The organism is Mesorhizobium sp. WSM4848, from assembly GCF_055811375.1.
In genome coordinates, this window is record NZ_JBVVPX010000009.1 from 73,085 (window position 1) to 89,132 (window position 16,048).

The window sequence follows — 16,048 nt, forward strand, 5'->3', positions numbered from 1 at the left end:
ATCCCATGTGGTGCGCGGGCTTCTAGCAGCGCTTTTGCAGCCTGTCGAACAATTTTGGGCGGTTGCCCGGCCTTGAGATAGGTCCGCCGCAATGGCATCAACAGAGGCGGTTCGATAAAGGTCCATCCATGAGCGCAGCCAAGCAGGTCATCGTCGTCGGCGCCGGCATCATCGGCGCGTCCATCGCCTGGCATCTGGCGAAGGCTGGCGCGAACGTGACGATCGTTGCCGACAGCGGCGGCGTCGCCACGCCGAATTCCTTTGCCTGGATCAATGCCAGTTGGGGCAATCCAGAGCCGTATTTCCGGCTGCGTACCCGTTCGATGGCCGAGTGGACGCGGCTTGCTCATGACGTGCCCGGCATTCCGTTGAAATGGTGCGGCGGCCTGTGCTGGGACCTGCCGCCGGCCGAGCTTGAGGCCTATGCCGCCGAGCATTCTGCCTGGGGCTACGGGATCGCCCGAGTCGACCGCGTGGGAGCCGCACGTATAGAGCCCAATTTGACCGAGCTTCCCGACTTCGCCCTTCACGTCGCTGAGGAGGGCGTCGCCGAGCCGGTCGCGGCCACGCAGACGCTGCTGGCCGATGCCGAGCGGCTTGGCGCGCGGGTGATGACCGGCACGACAATCACCGCGCTGATACAGACCAATGGCAGGATCAGCGGCGTGGATACGTCAGGCGGACGGATCGTCGCCGACGAGGTGGTGATCGCGGCCGGCGCCGGCTCTGCGGCAATTGCGGCGACGGCCGGGCTAAAACTGCCGATTGAGACGCCGCCCGGCCTGATCGTCCATTCACGCCCCCACGAAAAGCTGCTCAACGGCCTGGTGATCGGCGACCGGCTGCACATGCGCCAGACTGTCGAGGGCCGCATCATCGCCGGTTCGGATTTCGGCGGCGCCGATCCGGGCATGGATGCCGAAGCCACCGCTTGTGAGCTGTTTGCGGCGATGAAGAGCATGTTGCGCGGCGCCGACCAGCTGGAGTCGGATTTCCACACGGTCGGCTACCGGCCGACGCCCGTCGACGGCTTTCCGATCATCGGACGGGCTGAAGGCATCGGCGGACTCTACGTCGCGGTCATGCATTCCGGCATCACGCTGGTGCCTGCCGTCGGCCTGTTTGCCGCCCGGGAAATCCTCGACGACGCGCGCGATCCGCTGCTTGAGCCCTATGGGCTGGCGCGGTTTGCTCAATAGCCGGGCGGACGGCGAAAACCGCCGCTCAGCGGCGCTATCGCCCTACCGATGCCAAGCAGCCGCGATTCGGACCAGCGACGGCCGACCAGTTGTACGCCGATGGGCAGGCCGTCGCGGTCCTGCCCGCAGGGCAGCGAAAGTGCGGGGTGGCCGCTGTAGTTGAACACCGCGCCATAGGCCGGCAGCAGCCAATAACTCTGCTCCCTGTCATCGACCTTGATCGGTGTTCCCGGCTCGCAATGCGCAAAGGCCGTCGTCATGGCGACGGGGCAAAGCAAGACATCGCAGCCTTCGAAAAACCGGTCCCAGGCAAGGATTGACCGGTCACGGCGGGCGAGCGCCTCGAACCAGCGCGAGACCGGCGTCGGCTGCTCTGGCGGCTCAGGCTGCGTAGCCTCCAGCATCATGCCGATCAGCGCACCGCCTTGCGTCAGATCGTCATCCAGGTCGAGCGTCGGCAGTCTTGCTTCGTCGACGGTCGCGCCCGCAGATTTGAGTTGCTCAGCCAGACTTTCGACCGCGGCCCTGATCTCGCCGGCCACGGGAAAACCCGGAAAGGCCGGCGCGAAAGCGATGCGCAGGGTCTTGAGATTGACCTCAGGCATGTCCTCGACCAGCACCGGGGCAAGGTCGGTGTCGCTGCCATCCGGTCCTGCAATGATCCTCAGGATCAGCGCCAGATCTTCGACGTTGCGGGCCAGCGGACCGATGCAGGACATCAGCCGTACGCAGCGCGGTACGCCATCGGGGTTGGGAAAGGCACCGGCTAAGGAGACGCGATGCTCGGTCGGCTTGAGGCCGTAGACGCCGCAGAAGGCTGCGGGCAGGCGGATCGAATCCTGCATGTCGGTGCCGATTTCGAATGGCGTCATGCCCGCGCAAAGTGCTGCCGCCGCTCCCCCGCTGGAACCGCCGGCGGTGCGCGATAGATCCCACGGATTACTGGTGCGGCCGAACAGCGGGTTGTTCGACTGCCAGTCGCCCAGCATCGTTGCGACATTTGTCTTGCCGACCAGCACGCCGCCGGCAGCCTTCAACCTGAGGACGACCGGGCTGTCTTTGCTCGCCACATAGTCGGCAAAAGGGGGGAAGCCGACCGTCGTCTTCATCCCCAGTGTTTCGTGGGCGTCCTTCAGCGTGAACGGCACGCCGTGCAGCGGCCCGAGAGCGTCGCCGCGCGCCTGCGCTTCGTCGGCCTTCTTCGCGCGAGCGCGAGCCCCTTCCCTGTCGAGCGTGACGACCGCGTTGACCGCCTCATTATGCCTGTCGATCTCAGCCAAATGCGCGTCCAGCGCTTCCACGGCGGAAATCTTGCGGTCGCCGATCGCGGCAGCCAATTCTCTAGTGGAGGAAAAGACGAGGTCCATGACCAATGCTCCGGCTTGCTAGCGGCGCCAGCCTCACCAAATGGCGGGCTACGGCGCGTCTTCAAGCCGAGTTCAGCATTCGAGGACTGGCGGTGCTTGATTGGAATTGCGCTGCGAGGGTCTGCTTAGGTCGGCGCCGTCCCGCGATATTGCCGCGATAGCGAGGGATCTACACGGCCAGCGCCAGTCTTGCCGGCTCCGGCGCGAACGGACGAATGGTCATGCCGTCTCTGGTAATGGTGACGAAGCTAGAGGGCGGGATCGGCTGCCAGTCGCCGCCATCACGGTCGAAGGGCTCCGACATAAGGCATCGTCCGCCGCCATTGCGGAAGACGGAGGTGTAGAGCGTCGGCGCGTGGGCATCGGTCGCATAGCGCACCGCATGGAGCGATTCGCCGTCCGACAAGGCTGCGGTAAGTCTCAGCGCCGGTTCGAGGCCGGCGCGGCGCGAGGTGTCCATAACGCGGCTGGTGGCGCGGAGAACAGCGCCCTCCGGATCACCCGACAGCCCTTCGTCGATCATCAGGAGAAAGAAGAGTTCGGAATCGGTGGTGCCTTCGCGCTGGGCGAAGCCCGCGTCAGAGAGCGAATTTTCCAGCGCGCGGCGGATCCTTTCGAAGCCGCCGATCTGGCCGTTGTGCATGAACGACCAGCGGCCGGCAGCGAAGGGATGACAGTTCATGCGGCTGGTGGCGCCGCCGGTCGAGGCGCGCACATGGGCAAGGAACAGGCTGGACCTGATCTGGCGGCACAGGCTCTTCAGATTGGGATCGGACCAGGCCGGCAGGATGTCGCGATAGAGACCCGGTTCGGGCCGGTCGCCGTACCAGGCGAGGCCAAAGCCATCGCCATTGGTCGGCGACTTGGCTTCCTGGGCGCAATGACTCTGGGCGATCAGCGAATGGCAGGGCGCCGTGACGATGTCTTCGAGGAAAACCGCTTCGCCCAGGTAGGCCGCCCACCGGCACATCGCTTAATCCCCCTCAGGCGCGATCCATGAGAGCCGCAGGCTCCTTGATTGCGTGTGTGCCTCTGTTGTGCGTGCGCTCATAGAGCTCGCGAACGATTCGGCTGGCCGTAGTCTCAAACAAAAACGGCAAGAAAGCGTGAATGAGTGCGGCGAACGCTGCCATGAACAGGCGCGAGCAGAACCACGCCGCGAAGGTCATATGGCTGAAATAGGTCTCGCCCACCTTGGCCGGGTGAGAGGTAAAGAGCCTTGCAAGCCGTGTCGTCATGGTGATGCCTCCTGCCAGCGTAAGCCCCCGATGCTGAGCATTCTGGCACGAGCTTTCGGTTCATCGATCCCAAATCATCCTTGTGTTTGGCCAATTTTTGGGACAAATATCCCACATGTCTCTGGAAATCGATGAGATCGACCGAAGATTGCTGGCCGAGTTGCAACGCGACGGCACATTGTCGGTTGACCAATTGTCGGAAAGAGTGTCGCTGTCGCGCAACGCCTGCTGGCGCCGGGTGAAGCGGCTGGAAGAAGACGGCGTCATCACCGGCCGGGTGGCGCTGGTCGATGCCGACAAGCTTGGCCTTGGCCTTTCGGTGTTCATCCTGGTCCGGACCTCCAATCACGATCCGGACTGGCTGCAAAAATTCCGGGCGGCAGTGAGCGGCTTTCCCGAGATCACCGGCGTCTACCGCATGTCCGGCGACCTCGATTATGTCTTGCGCGCCCGCGTCGCCGACGTGAAGGCGTATGACCGGCTCTATCAGCGGCTGATCGCCAAGGTGGCGCTGTCGGACGTTTCGACCTCCTTCGTCATGGAGGAGATCAAGGAGACGACGATCGTTCCCGTAGAACTGCGCTGAAGCGGAACTGCACTGAAAGAAAGTCGTTGATAGCCTGGGCGCCGAGTTGACTGAATCGGCGTTGATAGCGATAGGATCAGCCTCATGCGCGCAGCCCTCTACACTTCCTCCGTCATCGGTCCGGCCGTCGGCTTCATCAGGCTGCCGCATGGTGACGGCCTACCGCTTCCCGCCTATGAAAGCTCGGGCGCCGCCGGCATGGATCTGCGCGCCGCGGTGCCAGACGACCGGCCGCTGCTGATCCTGCCGGGAAAACGCGCGCTGGTGCCGACCGGGCTGATCCTGGAGATCCCGGAGGGCGTCGAAGGCCAGGTCCGGCCGCGCTCCGGCCTCGCCTTCAAGCATGGCCTCACTTGTCTCAACACGCCAGGCACCATCGACAGCGACTATCGCGGCGAGGTCAAGGTGCTGCTGATCAATCTCGGCGACGAGGATTTCGCGGTGACGCGCGGCATGCGGATCGCCCAGATCGTCTTCGCCCCGGTGACGCAGGCGACGGTCGAGGAGCGTAGCTTGGCCGGCGGAACGGCGCGCGGCTCCGGAGGCTTCGGATCGACCGGCACCGCCTGATGTCTGGGTCGTATCTCAGTCATATTGAACCATTCTACCGGGTTAATTCGAGCCAAATCCTTCGGCCTTCGGACTTGGCCGTGCCACCAGCACGGCCGACGCCGAGAGGCCTCGACCTTGACCCGAATTCCCTCCGGCAGAATGGTTCAATATGACTGAAATACGACCCCTACCCAAACTGGTCATCTTCGATTGCGACGGGGTTCTGGTCGACACCGAGAACTTGGCCAATCGACGCCTCGCCGATTGGCTCAGCGCCGCCGGGTATCCAGCAAGCTTCGAATATTGCCGCAAGTATTTCTCCGGCCGCGCCATGGTCTCGGTGCAGAAGGAAGTCGAGGCGACCGGCGTCAGCCTCGGCGCCGATTTCGTCGACCGTTGGAACGCCGGTCTGCCGGACCTGTTCGCGCATGGCGTCGAAGCCGTTCCCTATGTCAGGGAGTTCATCGAAGCCGTGCACGCGGCCGGCATCGCAACCTGCGTCGCGTCGTCGGCGCGGGTGTCTAAGATGCACATCACTCTCGGCCAGACCGGGCTGCTGCCGCTGTTCGAGCAAGCGCTGTTCAGCTCGACAATGGTCTCCCGCGGCAAGCCGTCTCCCGACCTGTTCCTGCATGCCGCAAGCACGATGGGCTTCGCGCCCGCCGACTGCATCGTCATCGAGGACAGCGTCGCCGGGACATTAGCCGGCATTGCCGCCGGCATGCGCGTCTATTCCTACCACGGCGACCCGCACTCCGACCGCGACGGCCTGACCGAGGCCGGCGGCATCCTGTTCGACGACATGCGCGAACTGGCCGGGCTGGTGCCGATCCACTGATCTGATATCGAGCTGCTTCTCCGGCTGTACGCCTCGGTCGTCCGTATCAGCTTTCGAACGCTCGACAGTCCGAGGCGTCAAGAGGTCCGGCGCACCGGACAAATTGGCAGGAGAGAATGCCAATCGCTTCTGAACCAATCGCATTCGTTTGCCCGGCGCGCGACGGCGGGATAAAATGCGCTTCGCACTCTGGGGAGCATCCATGAACAAGGGCAAAATCTTTCGCGATCTGCACAGCTCGATCTTCGTCATGCCCAACCCCTGGGACGTGGGCACGACGAAACTGCTGGCCTCCTTCGGTTTCAAGGCGTTGGCGACGACCAGCGCCGGCTTTGCCTTTTCGCGCGGCCTGCCCGACGGCGCCGTGACCTTCGAGGCGATGATCCACCACTGCCGCGACGTGGCGGCGGCGACCGGCCTGCCGATCTCGGCCGATCTCGAGAAGGGCAAGGGCGACAGCGCGACAAGTGCATCCGAAACCATCTTCGCGGCCGAAGCGGCAGGCCTCGCCGGCTGCTCGATCGAGGACCACACCGGCGAGCCCGACAAGCCGATTTATGATTTTTCGCATGCCGTCGAGCGCGTCGCCGCTGCAGCCGAGGCGGCACGGGCGCTGAAGCACGACTTCATCTTCACCGCGCGGGCCGAGAATTTTCTGTGGGGCAAGCCAGACATCGACGACACGATCAAGCGGCTGCAAGCCTTCGAGAGGGCCGGCGCCGACGTGCTCTACGCGCCGGGAATCTGTGACATCGAGACGGTGCGAACCGTCTGCTCGGCGCTGACCAAGCCGGTCAACGTTATGGTCAGGCCCGACTTCACCGTCGCCGAGCTTGCGCTCGCAGGGGTCAAGCGCATTTCGCTCGGGCCCTGGCTGACCAATTACGCCTTCGGCATGCTGGAAACGGCGGCGCGTGAGATCCAGCAGGACGGCACCTTCGGCTTCACCCGCACCGCCATGCCGTTCGGCAGGCTGCAGGCGTTGTTTTCCGAACCCAACGCATGATGCTCAGCGTCGTCGACATGCACACCGGCGGCGAGCCGCTGCGGATCGTCACCGGTGGCTACCCCAGGATTCCTGCAGGCACGATCCTGGAAAAACGCGCCTATGTGCGCGATCACCTCGATCATCTCAGGAAGATCCTGATGTTCGAGCCGCGCGGCCATCACGACATGTATGGCGCGCTGCTGGTGGAACCCGACCTGCCCGGCGCCGACCTCGCCGTGCTGTTCATGCACAATGAGGGCTATTCGACGATGTGCGGCCACGCCATCGTCGCGCTCGGCCGCTACGCCGTCGACGAGGGACTGGTGGCGCGGCAGGAGCCGCTGACGACAGTCAACATTGAAGCGCCGTGCGGGCTGGTCGTCGCCTGGGTCGAGGTGAAGGACGGCAAGGCCGGTGCAGTGTCGTTCGAAAGCGTGCCGGCCTTTTTGTTCGCCCGCGACCAGGAGATCGAATTACCGGGCCTCGGGGCGATCGTCTTCGACATCGCCTATGGCGGCGCCTTCTATGCACTCGCCGATTGCCGCCAGTTCGGGCTGGAATTCGGCAAAAACCGGGTGCGCGATTTCGTCGATGCGGCGACGGCGCTGACCGGGAAACTGAAGGCCGAGTTCCCGCTGTCGCATCCCGACCATGCCGACCTTGCCTTTCTCTACGGCACCATCCTGACCGACGGACAGGACGTATTTTCCGATAGCCCGACCAAAAACATCTGCGTCTTTGCCGAAGCCGAGGTCGACCGCTCGCCGACCGGATCTGGCGTCACAGCGCGGCTGGCGGCAATGCATGCCAAGGGCGAAATCGCCGGCCAGATGCGGCTGTTCGAAAGTATCGCCGGCTCGCGCTTTTCCGGCAGCGTAGCGAGGACCGCGAAAGCCGGGCCGCATGGCGCCATCATCGCCCGCGTCGGCGGCCGCGCCTTCTACTGCGGCCGGGCCGAATTCATCGTCGAACCCGACGACGAGTTGGGACGCGGTTTTCTTCTCCGCTAACGCCGGGGCCCAACAAACGAAACCGAGCGTAACGCTGGGTACGCCCCGGAAGCGCAGGAAACCGCCATTCGCAACCCGCATCACCAGAGCATCAGCACTCCTAAGCCGCTTCCCGCGCCGAGATCGCCTTGTGCAGGTGCACCATCATGGCGGCGGCGAACAGCGGCGTCAGAAGGTTGAGCAGCGGCACCGCGAGGAAGGCAGCGACAACCAGCCCGGCGAGAAACACTGTGACGGCATGTTTTTTGCGCAACGCCCGGGCCTCGGCCTCCGGGCGAAAGCGCATCGCGGCAAATTCGAAGAATTCGCGTCCCAGCAGATAGCCGTTGACGATGAAGAAGGCGGCGATGTTGATGCCCGGCACCAGCAGCAGCAGCAAGGCCACGATGTTGCCGAGGATGACGACGCCAAAAAATCTTATCGCCAGTACCAGCGAGCGCAGTGCCGGCATGGCGCGGCCGGGCAGGTCATTGGGATAGTCGGTGCGCTCGACCAGTTCGGCGGCGTCGTCAAGGAACAGGCCGGCGATGATCGCCGTCACCGGCGCGATCAGCAGCGCCAGACCCAGCGCCAAACCGATCCCGGCGACGATGAAGCCCAGCCATCCGGCCCAGGACGGCAGGGCGGGCAGCCATGCGTCGATCCATGGCCAGGCCAGCCATTCGAACAGGCTCTCGATGGCGAACCAAAGTGCGGCGAGCGCCAGCAAGGTCAGGCCCAGCGTTTTTACGAACACCGAGCGGAATTCGGGCGAGAACAGCTGGCTGGCGGCGGCGCGGGCGGCGCTGGAGATCACGGCGTTTCCAATTCCATGTTGAACAACTGCGAAATAGGCGGAGACACGACAAGTCACAAGCGCAACCAAGGGGCGCAACCAAGGGCGCAACCACATGCGGCGTCACGCCATTTAAAAATCACGGCCTAGGCAAAGCCGCATCAAATCGCTAGACCCGCCCGCGGCCGGCATGGCAGAAAGCCGGTGGTTTTTCGCGGAGACATCATTGATGCCGAACTATGACGTGCTTTGTATCGGTAATGCCATTGTCGACATCATCGCCCAGTGCGACGAGGCATTTCTGGAAACCAACGGCATCATCAAGGGCGCGATGAATTTGATCGACACGAGGCGCGCCGAACTGCTCTACAGCCGCATGGGCCCGGCCATCGAAGCCTCCGGCGGCAGCGCCGGCAACACCGCGGCTGGCGTCGCCAGCTTCGGCGGTCGCGCCGCCTTCTTCGGCAAGGTCTCGAACGACACGCTCGGCGAAATCTACGCCCATGACATGCACGCGCAGGGCGTCGCCTTCGACACCAGGCCGCTCAACGGCGAACCGCCGACGGCGCGCTCGATGATCTTCGTCACGCCGGACGGCGAGCGCTCGATGAACACCTATCTCGGCGCTTGCGTCGAGCTCGGGCCGGAGGATGTCGAGGCGGACAAGGCGTCTGGCGCCGCCGTCACCTATTTCGAAGGGTATCTGTGGGACCCGCCGCGCGCCAAGGAAGCGTTCCGGCAGACGGCGAAGCTCGCCCATGCAGCCGGGCGCGAAGTGTCAATGACATTGTCGGATTCGTTCTGCGTCGACCGCTACCGCGACGAGTTTCTGGAGCTGATGCGCTCGGGCACCGTCGACATCGTCTTTGCCAACAGCCACGAGATCAAGTCGCTCTACCAGACCGCCTCCTTCGACGAGGCGCTGGCCCAGATCCGCAAGGATTGCAAGATCGCCGCCGTCACCCGCTCCGAAAAGGGTTCGGTCATCGTGCGCGGCGACGAGACGGTCACCATTGACGCGACGAAAATCCGCGAGCTGGTCGACACCACCGGCGCCGGCGACCTATATGCCGCCGGTTTCCTCTACGGCTACACGCAAGGGCGCAGCCTGAAACATTGCGGCGACCTCGGCTCGCTGGCGGCCGGGCTGGTCATCCAGCAGATCGGGCCAAGGCCGCGGCAGAACCTGCGCCACGAGGCTGAGCAGGCAGGGTTGATTTAGGAAGAGGCGCCCGCTCCTCACGCCCCCGCCGTATATGCGGCAATCGCCGCCATGTTGACGATGTCTGAGTCCTTGGCGTTGAGCGAGACGATCTGAACCGGCTTGTCCAGGCCGACCAGCAGCGGGCCGATGACGGTCGAGCCGCCGAGCTCCTGCAGCATCTTGGTCGAGATCGAGGCCGAATGGAAGGCCGGCATGATCAGCACATTGGCCGGGCCGGTCAGCCGCATGAACGGGTATTGCGCCATGGCGCGCGCGTTGAGCGCCACGTCGGCGGCCATCTCGCCGTCATACTCGAAATCGACGCGCCGCTTGTCGAGGATGCGCACCGCTTCCTGGACGCGCTCGGAGCGCTCGCCCTGCGGATGGCCGAAAGTGGAATAGGCAAGCATGGCCAGCCGTGGCTCATAACCCATGCGGCGGGCAAAGCCGGCGGCCTCCTCGGCGATGTCGGCGATCTGTTCGGCATTCGGCATGTCATGCACGGCGGTGTCGGCGACAATCACGGTTCGTCCCCGCGCCAGCACGATCGAGGCGCCGATGACGCGGTGGCCGGGCTTGGCGTCGATGATGCGGCGGATGTCGTCGAGCGCCGTCGAGTAGTTGCGGGTGACGCCGGTGACGATGCCATCGGCATCGCCCAGCGCCACCATGCAGGCGGCGAAATGGTTGCGGTCGTTGTTGATCAGGCGCTGGCAGTCGCGAAACAGGAAGCCCTTGCGCTGCATGCGCTCGTACAGATAGTCGGTGTAGACGCCGTTGCGGCGCGACAGCCTGGCATTGATGATCTCAATGCCTTGCTTGTTCAGTTCGATGCCGGCGTTCCTGGCGTTCTCCTTGATGATGTCGTCGCGGCCGAGCAGGATGGCGGTGCCGAGCCGCTGGTTCACATAGGAGACGGCGGCGCGCATCACCTGCTCCTCCTCGCCCTCGGCGAAAACGATGCGCTTGGGCTGGCGGCGCACGCGGTCGTAGATGCGCTGCAGGGTCGAGGCGATCGGATCGCGGCGAGCAGAAAGCTCCTGCGCGTAGCGGTCGAGGTCGAGGATCGGCTTGCGCGCGACGCCGGATTCCATCGCGGCCTTGGCAACCGCAATCGGAATGGCCGAGATCAGGCGCGGGTCGAACGGCACCGGGATGATGTAGTTGGGGCCGAATTTCGGCCTCATGCCCTGGTAGGCGGCGGCGACGTCGTCGGGCACATCCTGGCGCGCCAGTTCGGCGAGCGCACGCGCCGCGGCGATCTTCATGTCGTCATTGATGGTGGTCGCCCGCACGTCCAGCGCGCCGCGGAAGATGTAAGGGAAGCCGAGCACGTTGTTGACCTGGTTCGGATAGTCCGAACGGCCAGTGGCCATGATGGCATCGGCGCGGATTTCGGCGACTTCCTCCGGCGTGATCTCGGGATCGGGGTTGGCCATGGCGAAGATGATCGGCTTCTCGGCCATCGACTGCACCATCTTGGTGGTCAGCGCGCCCTTGGCTGAGAGGCCGAGGAACACGTCGGCACCGTCGAGCGCCTCGGCCAGCGAGCGCGCGTCGGTCTTGACGGCATGCGCCGACTTCCATTGGTTCATGCCTTCGGTGCGGCCCTCGAAGACGACGCCTTTGGTGTCGCACAGGATGATGTTTTCGGGCGCAAAGCCCATCGCCTTCATCAGCTCGATGCAGGCGACGCCGGCGGCACCGGCGCCGTTGCAGACCATTTTGGTGGTCTTCATGTCGCGGCCGGTGATTTCCAGCGCGTTGATCAGGCCCGCCGCCGAAATGATGGCGGTGCCGTGCTGATCGTCATGAAAGACCGGTATGTCCATAAGTTCGCGCAGCCGCTGCTCGATGATGAAGCATTCCGGCGCCTTGATGTCTTCCAGATTGATACCGCCGAACGACGGCCCGAGGAAACGCACGCAATTGATGAACTCTTCGGCATCCTCGGTATCGACCTCGAGATCGATGGAATCGACATCGGCGAAGCGCTTGAACAGCACCGCCTTGCCTTCCATCACCGGCTTGGCGGCCAGCGCGCCGAGATTGCCGAGGCCGAGGATGGCGGTGCCGTTGGAGATGACGGCGACCATGTTGCCGCGCGCCGTGTAGTCGAAGGCGCGGCTGGGATCCTCGGCGATGGCGAGGACGGGGACCGCGACGCCCGGCGAATAGGCGAGGCTCAAGTCGCGCTGGGTGGCCATCGGCTTGGTGGCGACGATCTCCAGCTTGCCCGGGCGGCCCATGGCGTGGAATTCCAGCGCCTCCTGCGCACTGACGGAGGGGCCGTTGCTTTCGGTTTTCTTGGCCATGATGCTTTCGATTTCCTCACCCGTGCAGCACCTCGTTGAGACGGGCGCGATGCTTTCTTTTGTGGAACGTTCGGGATTAAGGCTACACTTCGCCGCTGTAAACCGCCAAGCAGATGGCTTGGGAAATTTTGGAAGCAACTTCTTGAACGACGAAACGCCCATTCGCAGCGACAGCGCCACGCCGGCCTTTGCGCCGGCAACGCCGATGATGGAACAGTATATCGAGATCAAGGCGGCGAACCCGGATTCACTGCTGTTCTACCGCATGGGCGATTTCTACGAACTGTTCTTCGACGACGCCGAGAAGGCGAGCCGGGCGCTCGGCATCGTCCTGACCAAGCGTGGCAAGCACCAGGGCCTCGACATCCCGATGTGCGGCGTGCCGGTGCATGCCGCCGACGATTATCTGCAGAAGCTGATTGGACAAGGGTTCCGCGTCGCCGTCTGCGAGCAGATCGAGGATCCGGCAGAGGCGAAGAAACGCGGCGGCAAATCGGTGGTGCGCCGCGACGTGGTGCGGCTGGTGACGCCCGGCACCATCACCGAGGACAAATTGCTGGCGCCGTCGGAATCGAGTTTCTTGATGGCACTTGGCCGGGTCAAGGGCGGGGCCGATCCAAGAGGCGGCGAGCGCGGCAGCGCGACAGCGAACCAAGGAAGTTTTGCGTTGGCCTGGATCGAGATCTCGACCGGCGCCTTCCGCGTTGCCGAGACGACCGCCGACCGGCTGCTCGCCGATGTCTTTCGCGTCGACCCACGCGAGTTGATCGTCGCCGAGCCGGTGTTTTACGATCCGGAGCTGAAACCGATGTTCGATGTGCTCGGCCGCGTCGCCAATCCGCAGCCGCCGAGCCTGTTCGACTCGGCGTCGGCCGCCGGGCGCGTCGCCCGTTTCTTCGAGGTGGCGACGCCGGACAGTTTCGGCACGTTTTCCCGCGCCGAGCTGTCGGCGATCTCAGGCGCCATCGCCTATGTCGAGAAGACGCAAAAGGCCGAGCGGCCGCCGCTATCGCGACCCGAGCGCGAGGAGCAGGGTTCGACGCTGTTCATCGATCCGGCGACACGCGCCAATCTGGAACTGCTGCGCACGCTGTCCGGCAGCCGCGAGGGTTCGCTGTTCAAGGCGATCGACCGCACGGTGACCGGCGGCGGGGCGCGGCTGCTGGCCGACCGGCTGATGGCGCCGCTGACCGATCCGGCGGCAATTGTCGCAAGGCTGGATTCGGTGTCGTTCTTCCGGTCCGAGACACGGCTGTGCCAGGCGGTGCGGGCGAGCCTGAAGAGCGTCGCCGACATGCCACGCGCCCTGTCGCGGCTGGCGCTCAACCGCGGTGGCCCGCGCGATCTCGGCGCGCTGCGTGCCGGGTTCGAGGCAGCCGGCGCCATTGCCGAACTGTTTGGGGCGGCCGCCCTTCCGCCAGAACTGGCGGCGGCGCTGGCGGCGATCAAGGCGCTGCCACGCCCGCTGACCGAACATCTGACGCGGGCGCTCGGCGACGAACTGCCGCTGCTCAAGCGCGACGGCGGCTTCGTCCGCGGCGGCTATCACGTCGATCTCGACGAGATGCGGGCACTACGCGACGAGTCGCGAAAAGTGATCGCCGGGCTGGAGCGCTCGCTGATCGACGAAACCGGCATCCGCTCGCTGAAAATCCGGCACAACAATGTACTTGGCTATTACATCGAAGTCACCGCCAACCACCATGCGACAATGACGAGCAGCGATGGGGCGAAGGCGCGCTTCATCCACCGCCAGACCATGGCCAACGCCATGCGCTTCACCACCACCGAACTGGCCGAGCTGGAATCGAAGATCGCCAATGCCGCCGACCGGGCGCTGGCGATCGAGCTTGCCGCCTTCGACAGGCTGACGGCGGAAGCGGTCGGCGAGGCGGACAAGATCCGCGCCGGCGCCGAAGCACTCGCCGTGCTCGACGTGTCGGCGGCGCTGGCGCTGCTTTCCGAAAGCGAGGCCTGGTGCCGACCCATCGTGGACGCGAGCCTCGCCTTCGCCATATCGGGCGGGCGGCATCCGGTGGTGGAACAGTCGCTGCGGCGTTCGGGCGAAGGACCGTTCGTCGCCAATGATTGCGATCTGTCGCCGGAAGGCAATGCCAGAAACGGCGCGATCTGGCTGCTGACCGGCCCCAATATGGGCGGCAAATCGACCTTCCTCAGGCAGAACGCGCTGATCGCCATACTCGCCCAGACCGGCTCGTTCGTGCCGGCGACATCAGCCCATATCGGCGTCGTCGACCGGTTGTTTTCACGGGTCGGCGCCTCCGACGATCTGGCGCGGGGCCGCTCGACCTTCATGGTCGAGATGGTCGAAACGGCGGCGATCCTCAACCAGGCCGGCGAACGCGCGCTGGTGATCCTCGACGAGATCGGCCGCGGCACTGCCACCTTCGACGGCCTGTCGATCGCCTGGGCGGCGGTCGAGTATCTGCACGAGAAAAACCGCTGCCGGGCGATCTTCGCCACCCATTTCCACGAAATGACTGCGCTGGCCAGCAAGCTCGCTCGACTGCACAATGTCACCATGCGGGTCAAGGAATGGGAGGGCGACGTGGTCTTCCTGCACGAAGTCGGCAAGGGTGCCGCCGACCGCTCCTACGGCGTGCAGGTGGCGCGTCTGGCCGGCTTGCCGGAGGCGGTGGTCGGGCGGGCCAGGGAAGTGCTGCACCAGCTGGAAGCGGGCGAGGTTTCGGGCAAGGCCAACCGGCTGGTCGACGATCTGCCGCTGTTTTCGGTGGCGGTGAAACGGGAAGCATTGAGCCCGGCAAAGAGCGATGGGCTGAGCGCGGCGCTGGAGGAGATCAACCCCGACGAGATGACGCCACGGGAGGCGCTGGAAGCGCTGTACAGATTGAAGGGGATGGCGGGGAAGTAGCCAGCCTTCGTAGGATAGCGCTCTACGGCGCCCCCCTCTGTCCTGCGGACATCTCCCCCACAGGTGGGGAGATCGGCTATCAGCATCGTTTTCGCCAATCTCCAACGCTCGAGAAAAGATGCAGTCTGCGAAGCTGCCGATCTCCCCCCAAGTGGGGGAGATGTCCGGCAGGACAGAGGGGGGCGCGAAGGAACGCGGCCTTAGTTTTTCCCCGCACCATCTTCAAATCATCTGCAGGCCCTGCTTCCCCCTCGGCGCCGGGAAGGCGCGGTCGATGTCGGCGGAGTCTTCACGCGTGAGCTCGATGTCGAGCGCCGCAGCGTTCTGGCGGATATGCTCCTGTTTGCTGGCCTTTGGAATGGCGATGAAGCCGTCCTGTGCCATCACCCAGGCCAGCGCCAGCTGAGCCGGCGTCGCATCGTGGCGGGCGGCGATGGCTTCGAGGCTGGCGTTGCGCGCCAATACGCCCTGGTCGACCGGCGAATAGGCCATCAGCGGAATGCCGCGCTGCCGGCTCCAGGGCGCAAGGTCGAATTCTGGGCCGCGCTGGGACAGATTGTAGAGGATCTGGTTTGTCTGGACGCTGTCGCCGGCCGGCAGGCTGACCAGTTTCTCCATCTCATGAGTGTCAAAATTGCTGACGCCCCAGTGGCGGATCTTGCCGGCTTTCTTCAACGCTTCGAAGGCCTCGACCGTTTCCGCCAGCGGCACGCTGCCGGGCCAGTGCAGCAGATAGAGATCGATGCGGTCGGTGCGCAGATGCCTGAGGCTTGCCTCGCAGGCCGCCGGCACGCCGGTGCGCGAGGCGTTGGACGGCAGCACCTTGGAGACCACAAAAACCTCGTCGCGGCGCCCGGCAATGGCATCCGCCACCACCTGCTCGGCGCCGCCGCTGGCATACATTTCGGCGGTGTCAATCAGCGTCATGCCGAGATCCAGCCCAAGCTTCAGGGCATTGACCTCATCGGCATGGCGGCGGGCGTCCTCGCCCATTTTCCAGGTGCCTTGACCCAGCACGGGAACGGCTTCGCCCGAAGGCAATGTTGTGGTTCTTATCGTTGACGGCATGGCGTGCTCCAGTCG

General features: G+C 64.6%; 14 protein-coding genes. 8 read left to right on the plus strand and 6 right to left on the minus strand.

The window, feature by feature from the left end:
- Window positions 1–128: 128 nt before the first annotated feature.
- Window positions 129–1,199: an NAD(P)/FAD-dependent oxidoreductase gene (locus AC0L16_RS11365; protein ID WP_473620780.1), complete on the plus strand. Its 1,071-nt coding sequence runs from the start codon at window positions 129–131 to the stop codon at window positions 1,197–1,199.
- Here the strand turns inward: AC0L16_RS11365 and AC0L16_RS11370 are convergent.
- From AC0L16_RS11370 to AC0L16_RS11380, 3 genes are all read right to left on the minus strand, one after another.
- Window positions 1,193–2,566: an amidase gene (locus AC0L16_RS11370; RefSeq protein ID WP_473620781.1), complete on the minus strand. Its 1,374-nt coding sequence runs from the start codon at window positions 2,564–2,566 to the stop codon at window positions 1,193–1,195. The genes AC0L16_RS11365 and AC0L16_RS11370 overlap by 7 nt on opposite strands.
- A gap of 169 nt (window positions 2,567–2,735) precedes the next feature.
- A complete protein-coding gene (locus tag AC0L16_RS11375; protein ID WP_473620783.1) occupies window positions 2,736–3,536 on the minus strand; it encodes a class II glutamine amidotransferase in 801 nt (266 codons plus the stop codon).
- A gap of 13 nt (window positions 3,537–3,549) precedes the next feature.
- A complete protein-coding gene (locus AC0L16_RS11380) occupies window positions 3,550–3,804 on the minus strand; it encodes a DUF6356 family protein (RefSeq protein WP_473620784.1) in 255 nt (84 codons plus the stop codon).
- Window positions 3,805–3,919: 115 nt separating this feature from the next.
- Between AC0L16_RS11380 and AC0L16_RS11385 the strand changes: the two genes are divergently transcribed.
- The 5 genes from AC0L16_RS11385 (at window position 3,920) to AC0L16_RS11405 (ending at window position 7,778) form a co-directional block, all read left to right on the plus strand.
- On the plus strand, window positions 3,920–4,390 hold the full coding sequence (locus AC0L16_RS11385; RefSeq protein ID WP_473620786.1) for an Lrp/AsnC family transcriptional regulator: 471 nt from the start codon (window positions 3,920–3,922) through the stop codon (window positions 4,388–4,390).
- Between the two features lie 84 nt (window positions 4,391–4,474).
- Window positions 4,475–4,960, plus strand: coding sequence for a dUTP diphosphatase (dut, locus tag AC0L16_RS11390; protein WP_473620787.1), 486 nt, complete (start codon window positions 4,475–4,477; stop codon window positions 4,958–4,960).
- A 151-nt stretch (window positions 4,961–5,111) separates the two neighbouring features.
- Window positions 5,112–5,780: an HAD family hydrolase gene (locus tag AC0L16_RS11395; protein WP_473620788.1), complete on the plus strand. Its 669-nt coding sequence runs from the start codon at window positions 5,112–5,114 to the stop codon at window positions 5,778–5,780.
- A gap of 202 nt (window positions 5,781–5,982) precedes the next feature.
- A complete protein-coding gene (locus AC0L16_RS11400) occupies window positions 5,983–6,786 on the plus strand; it encodes an isocitrate lyase/PEP mutase family protein (protein WP_473620789.1) in 804 nt (267 codons plus the stop codon).
- Window positions 6,783–7,778: a proline racemase family protein gene (locus tag AC0L16_RS11405; RefSeq protein ID WP_473620791.1), complete on the plus strand. Its 996-nt coding sequence runs from the start codon at window positions 6,783–6,785 to the stop codon at window positions 7,776–7,778. The genes AC0L16_RS11400 and AC0L16_RS11405 overlap by 4 nt, the downstream gene beginning before the upstream one ends.
- A gap of 100 nt (window positions 7,779–7,878) precedes the next feature.
- Here AC0L16_RS11405 and AC0L16_RS11410 read toward each other — a convergent pair whose 3' ends face one another.
- The gene (locus tag AC0L16_RS11410; RefSeq protein WP_473620792.1) at window positions 7,879–8,574 is read right to left on the minus strand and encodes a sulfate transporter family protein; all 696 of its coding nucleotides are present in this window, start codon (window positions 8,572–8,574) and stop codon (window positions 7,879–7,881) included.
- Window positions 8,575–8,782: 208 nt separating this feature from the next.
- Between AC0L16_RS11410 and AC0L16_RS11415 the strand changes: the two genes are divergently transcribed.
- Window positions 8,783–9,775, plus strand: a complete 993-nt coding sequence (locus tag AC0L16_RS11415) for an adenosine kinase (protein WP_473620793.1) — start codon at window positions 8,783–8,785, stop codon at window positions 9,773–9,775.
- Between the two features lie 17 nt (window positions 9,776–9,792).
- On the opposite strand, the gene AC0L16_RS11420 is transcribed toward AC0L16_RS11415, so the two are convergent.
- Window positions 9,793–12,072 carry an NADP-dependent malic enzyme gene (locus AC0L16_RS11420; RefSeq protein ID WP_473620795.1) on the minus strand — a complete coding sequence of 760 codons (2,280 nt, stop codon included), beginning with the start codon at window positions 12,070–12,072 and terminating at the stop codon, window positions 9,793–9,795.
- Window positions 12,073–12,214: 142 nt separating this feature from the next.
- On the opposite strand from AC0L16_RS11420, the gene mutS reads away from it, so the two are divergent.
- Complete coding sequence (gene mutS / locus AC0L16_RS11425; protein ID WP_473620796.1) at window positions 12,215–14,965, plus strand: DNA mismatch repair protein MutS; 2,751 nt, start codon at window positions 12,215–12,217, stop codon at window positions 14,963–14,965.
- Between the two features lie 222 nt (window positions 14,966–15,187).
- On the opposite strand, the gene AC0L16_RS11430 is transcribed toward mutS, so the two are convergent.
- On the minus strand, window positions 15,188–16,033 hold the full coding sequence (locus AC0L16_RS11430; protein WP_473620798.1) for an aldo/keto reductase: 846 nt from the start codon (window positions 16,031–16,033) through the stop codon (window positions 15,188–15,190).
- Between the last annotated feature and the right edge of the window lie 15 nt (window positions 16,034–16,048).

Bases quoted from the DNA above. Each gene is read 5' to 3' on its own strand.
- AC0L16_RS11365 (WP_473620780.1), top strand. From the start codon at position 129: ATGAGCGCAGCCAAGCAGGTCATCGTCGTCGGCGCCGGCATCATCGGC.
- AC0L16_RS11370 (WP_473620781.1), bottom strand. From the start codon at position 2,566: ATGGACCTCGTCTTTTCCTCCACTAGAGAATTGGCTGCCGCGATCGGC.
- AC0L16_RS11375 (WP_473620783.1), bottom strand. From the start codon at position 3,536: ATGTGCCGGTGGGCGGCCTACCTGGGCGAAGCGGTTTTCCTCGAAGAC.
- AC0L16_RS11380 (WP_473620784.1), bottom strand. From the start codon at position 3,804: ATGACGACACGGCTTGCAAGGCTCTTTACCTCTCACCCGGCCAAGGTG.
- AC0L16_RS11385 (WP_473620786.1), top strand. From the start codon at position 3,920: ATGTCTCTGGAAATCGATGAGATCGACCGAAGATTGCTGGCCGAGTTG.
- dut (WP_473620787.1), top strand. From the start codon at position 4,475: ATGCGCGCAGCCCTCTACACTTCCTCCGTCATCGGTCCGGCCGTCGGC.
- AC0L16_RS11395 (WP_473620788.1), top strand. From the start codon at position 5,112: ATGACTGAAATACGACCCCTACCCAAACTGGTCATCTTCGATTGCGAC.
- AC0L16_RS11400 (WP_473620789.1), top strand. From the start codon at position 5,983: ATGAACAAGGGCAAAATCTTTCGCGATCTGCACAGCTCGATCTTCGTC.
- AC0L16_RS11405 (WP_473620791.1), top strand. From the start codon at position 6,783: ATGATGCTCAGCGTCGTCGACATGCACACCGGCGGCGAGCCGCTGCGG.
- AC0L16_RS11415 (WP_473620793.1), top strand. From the start codon at position 8,783: ATGCCGAACTATGACGTGCTTTGTATCGGTAATGCCATTGTCGACATC.
- AC0L16_RS11420 (WP_473620795.1), bottom strand. From the start codon at position 12,072: ATGGCCAAGAAAACCGAAAGCAACGGCCCCTCCGTCAGTGCGCAGGAG.
- AC0L16_RS11430 (WP_473620798.1), bottom strand. From the start codon at position 16,033: ATGCCGTCAACGATAAGAACCACAACATTGCCTTCGGGCGAAGCCGTT.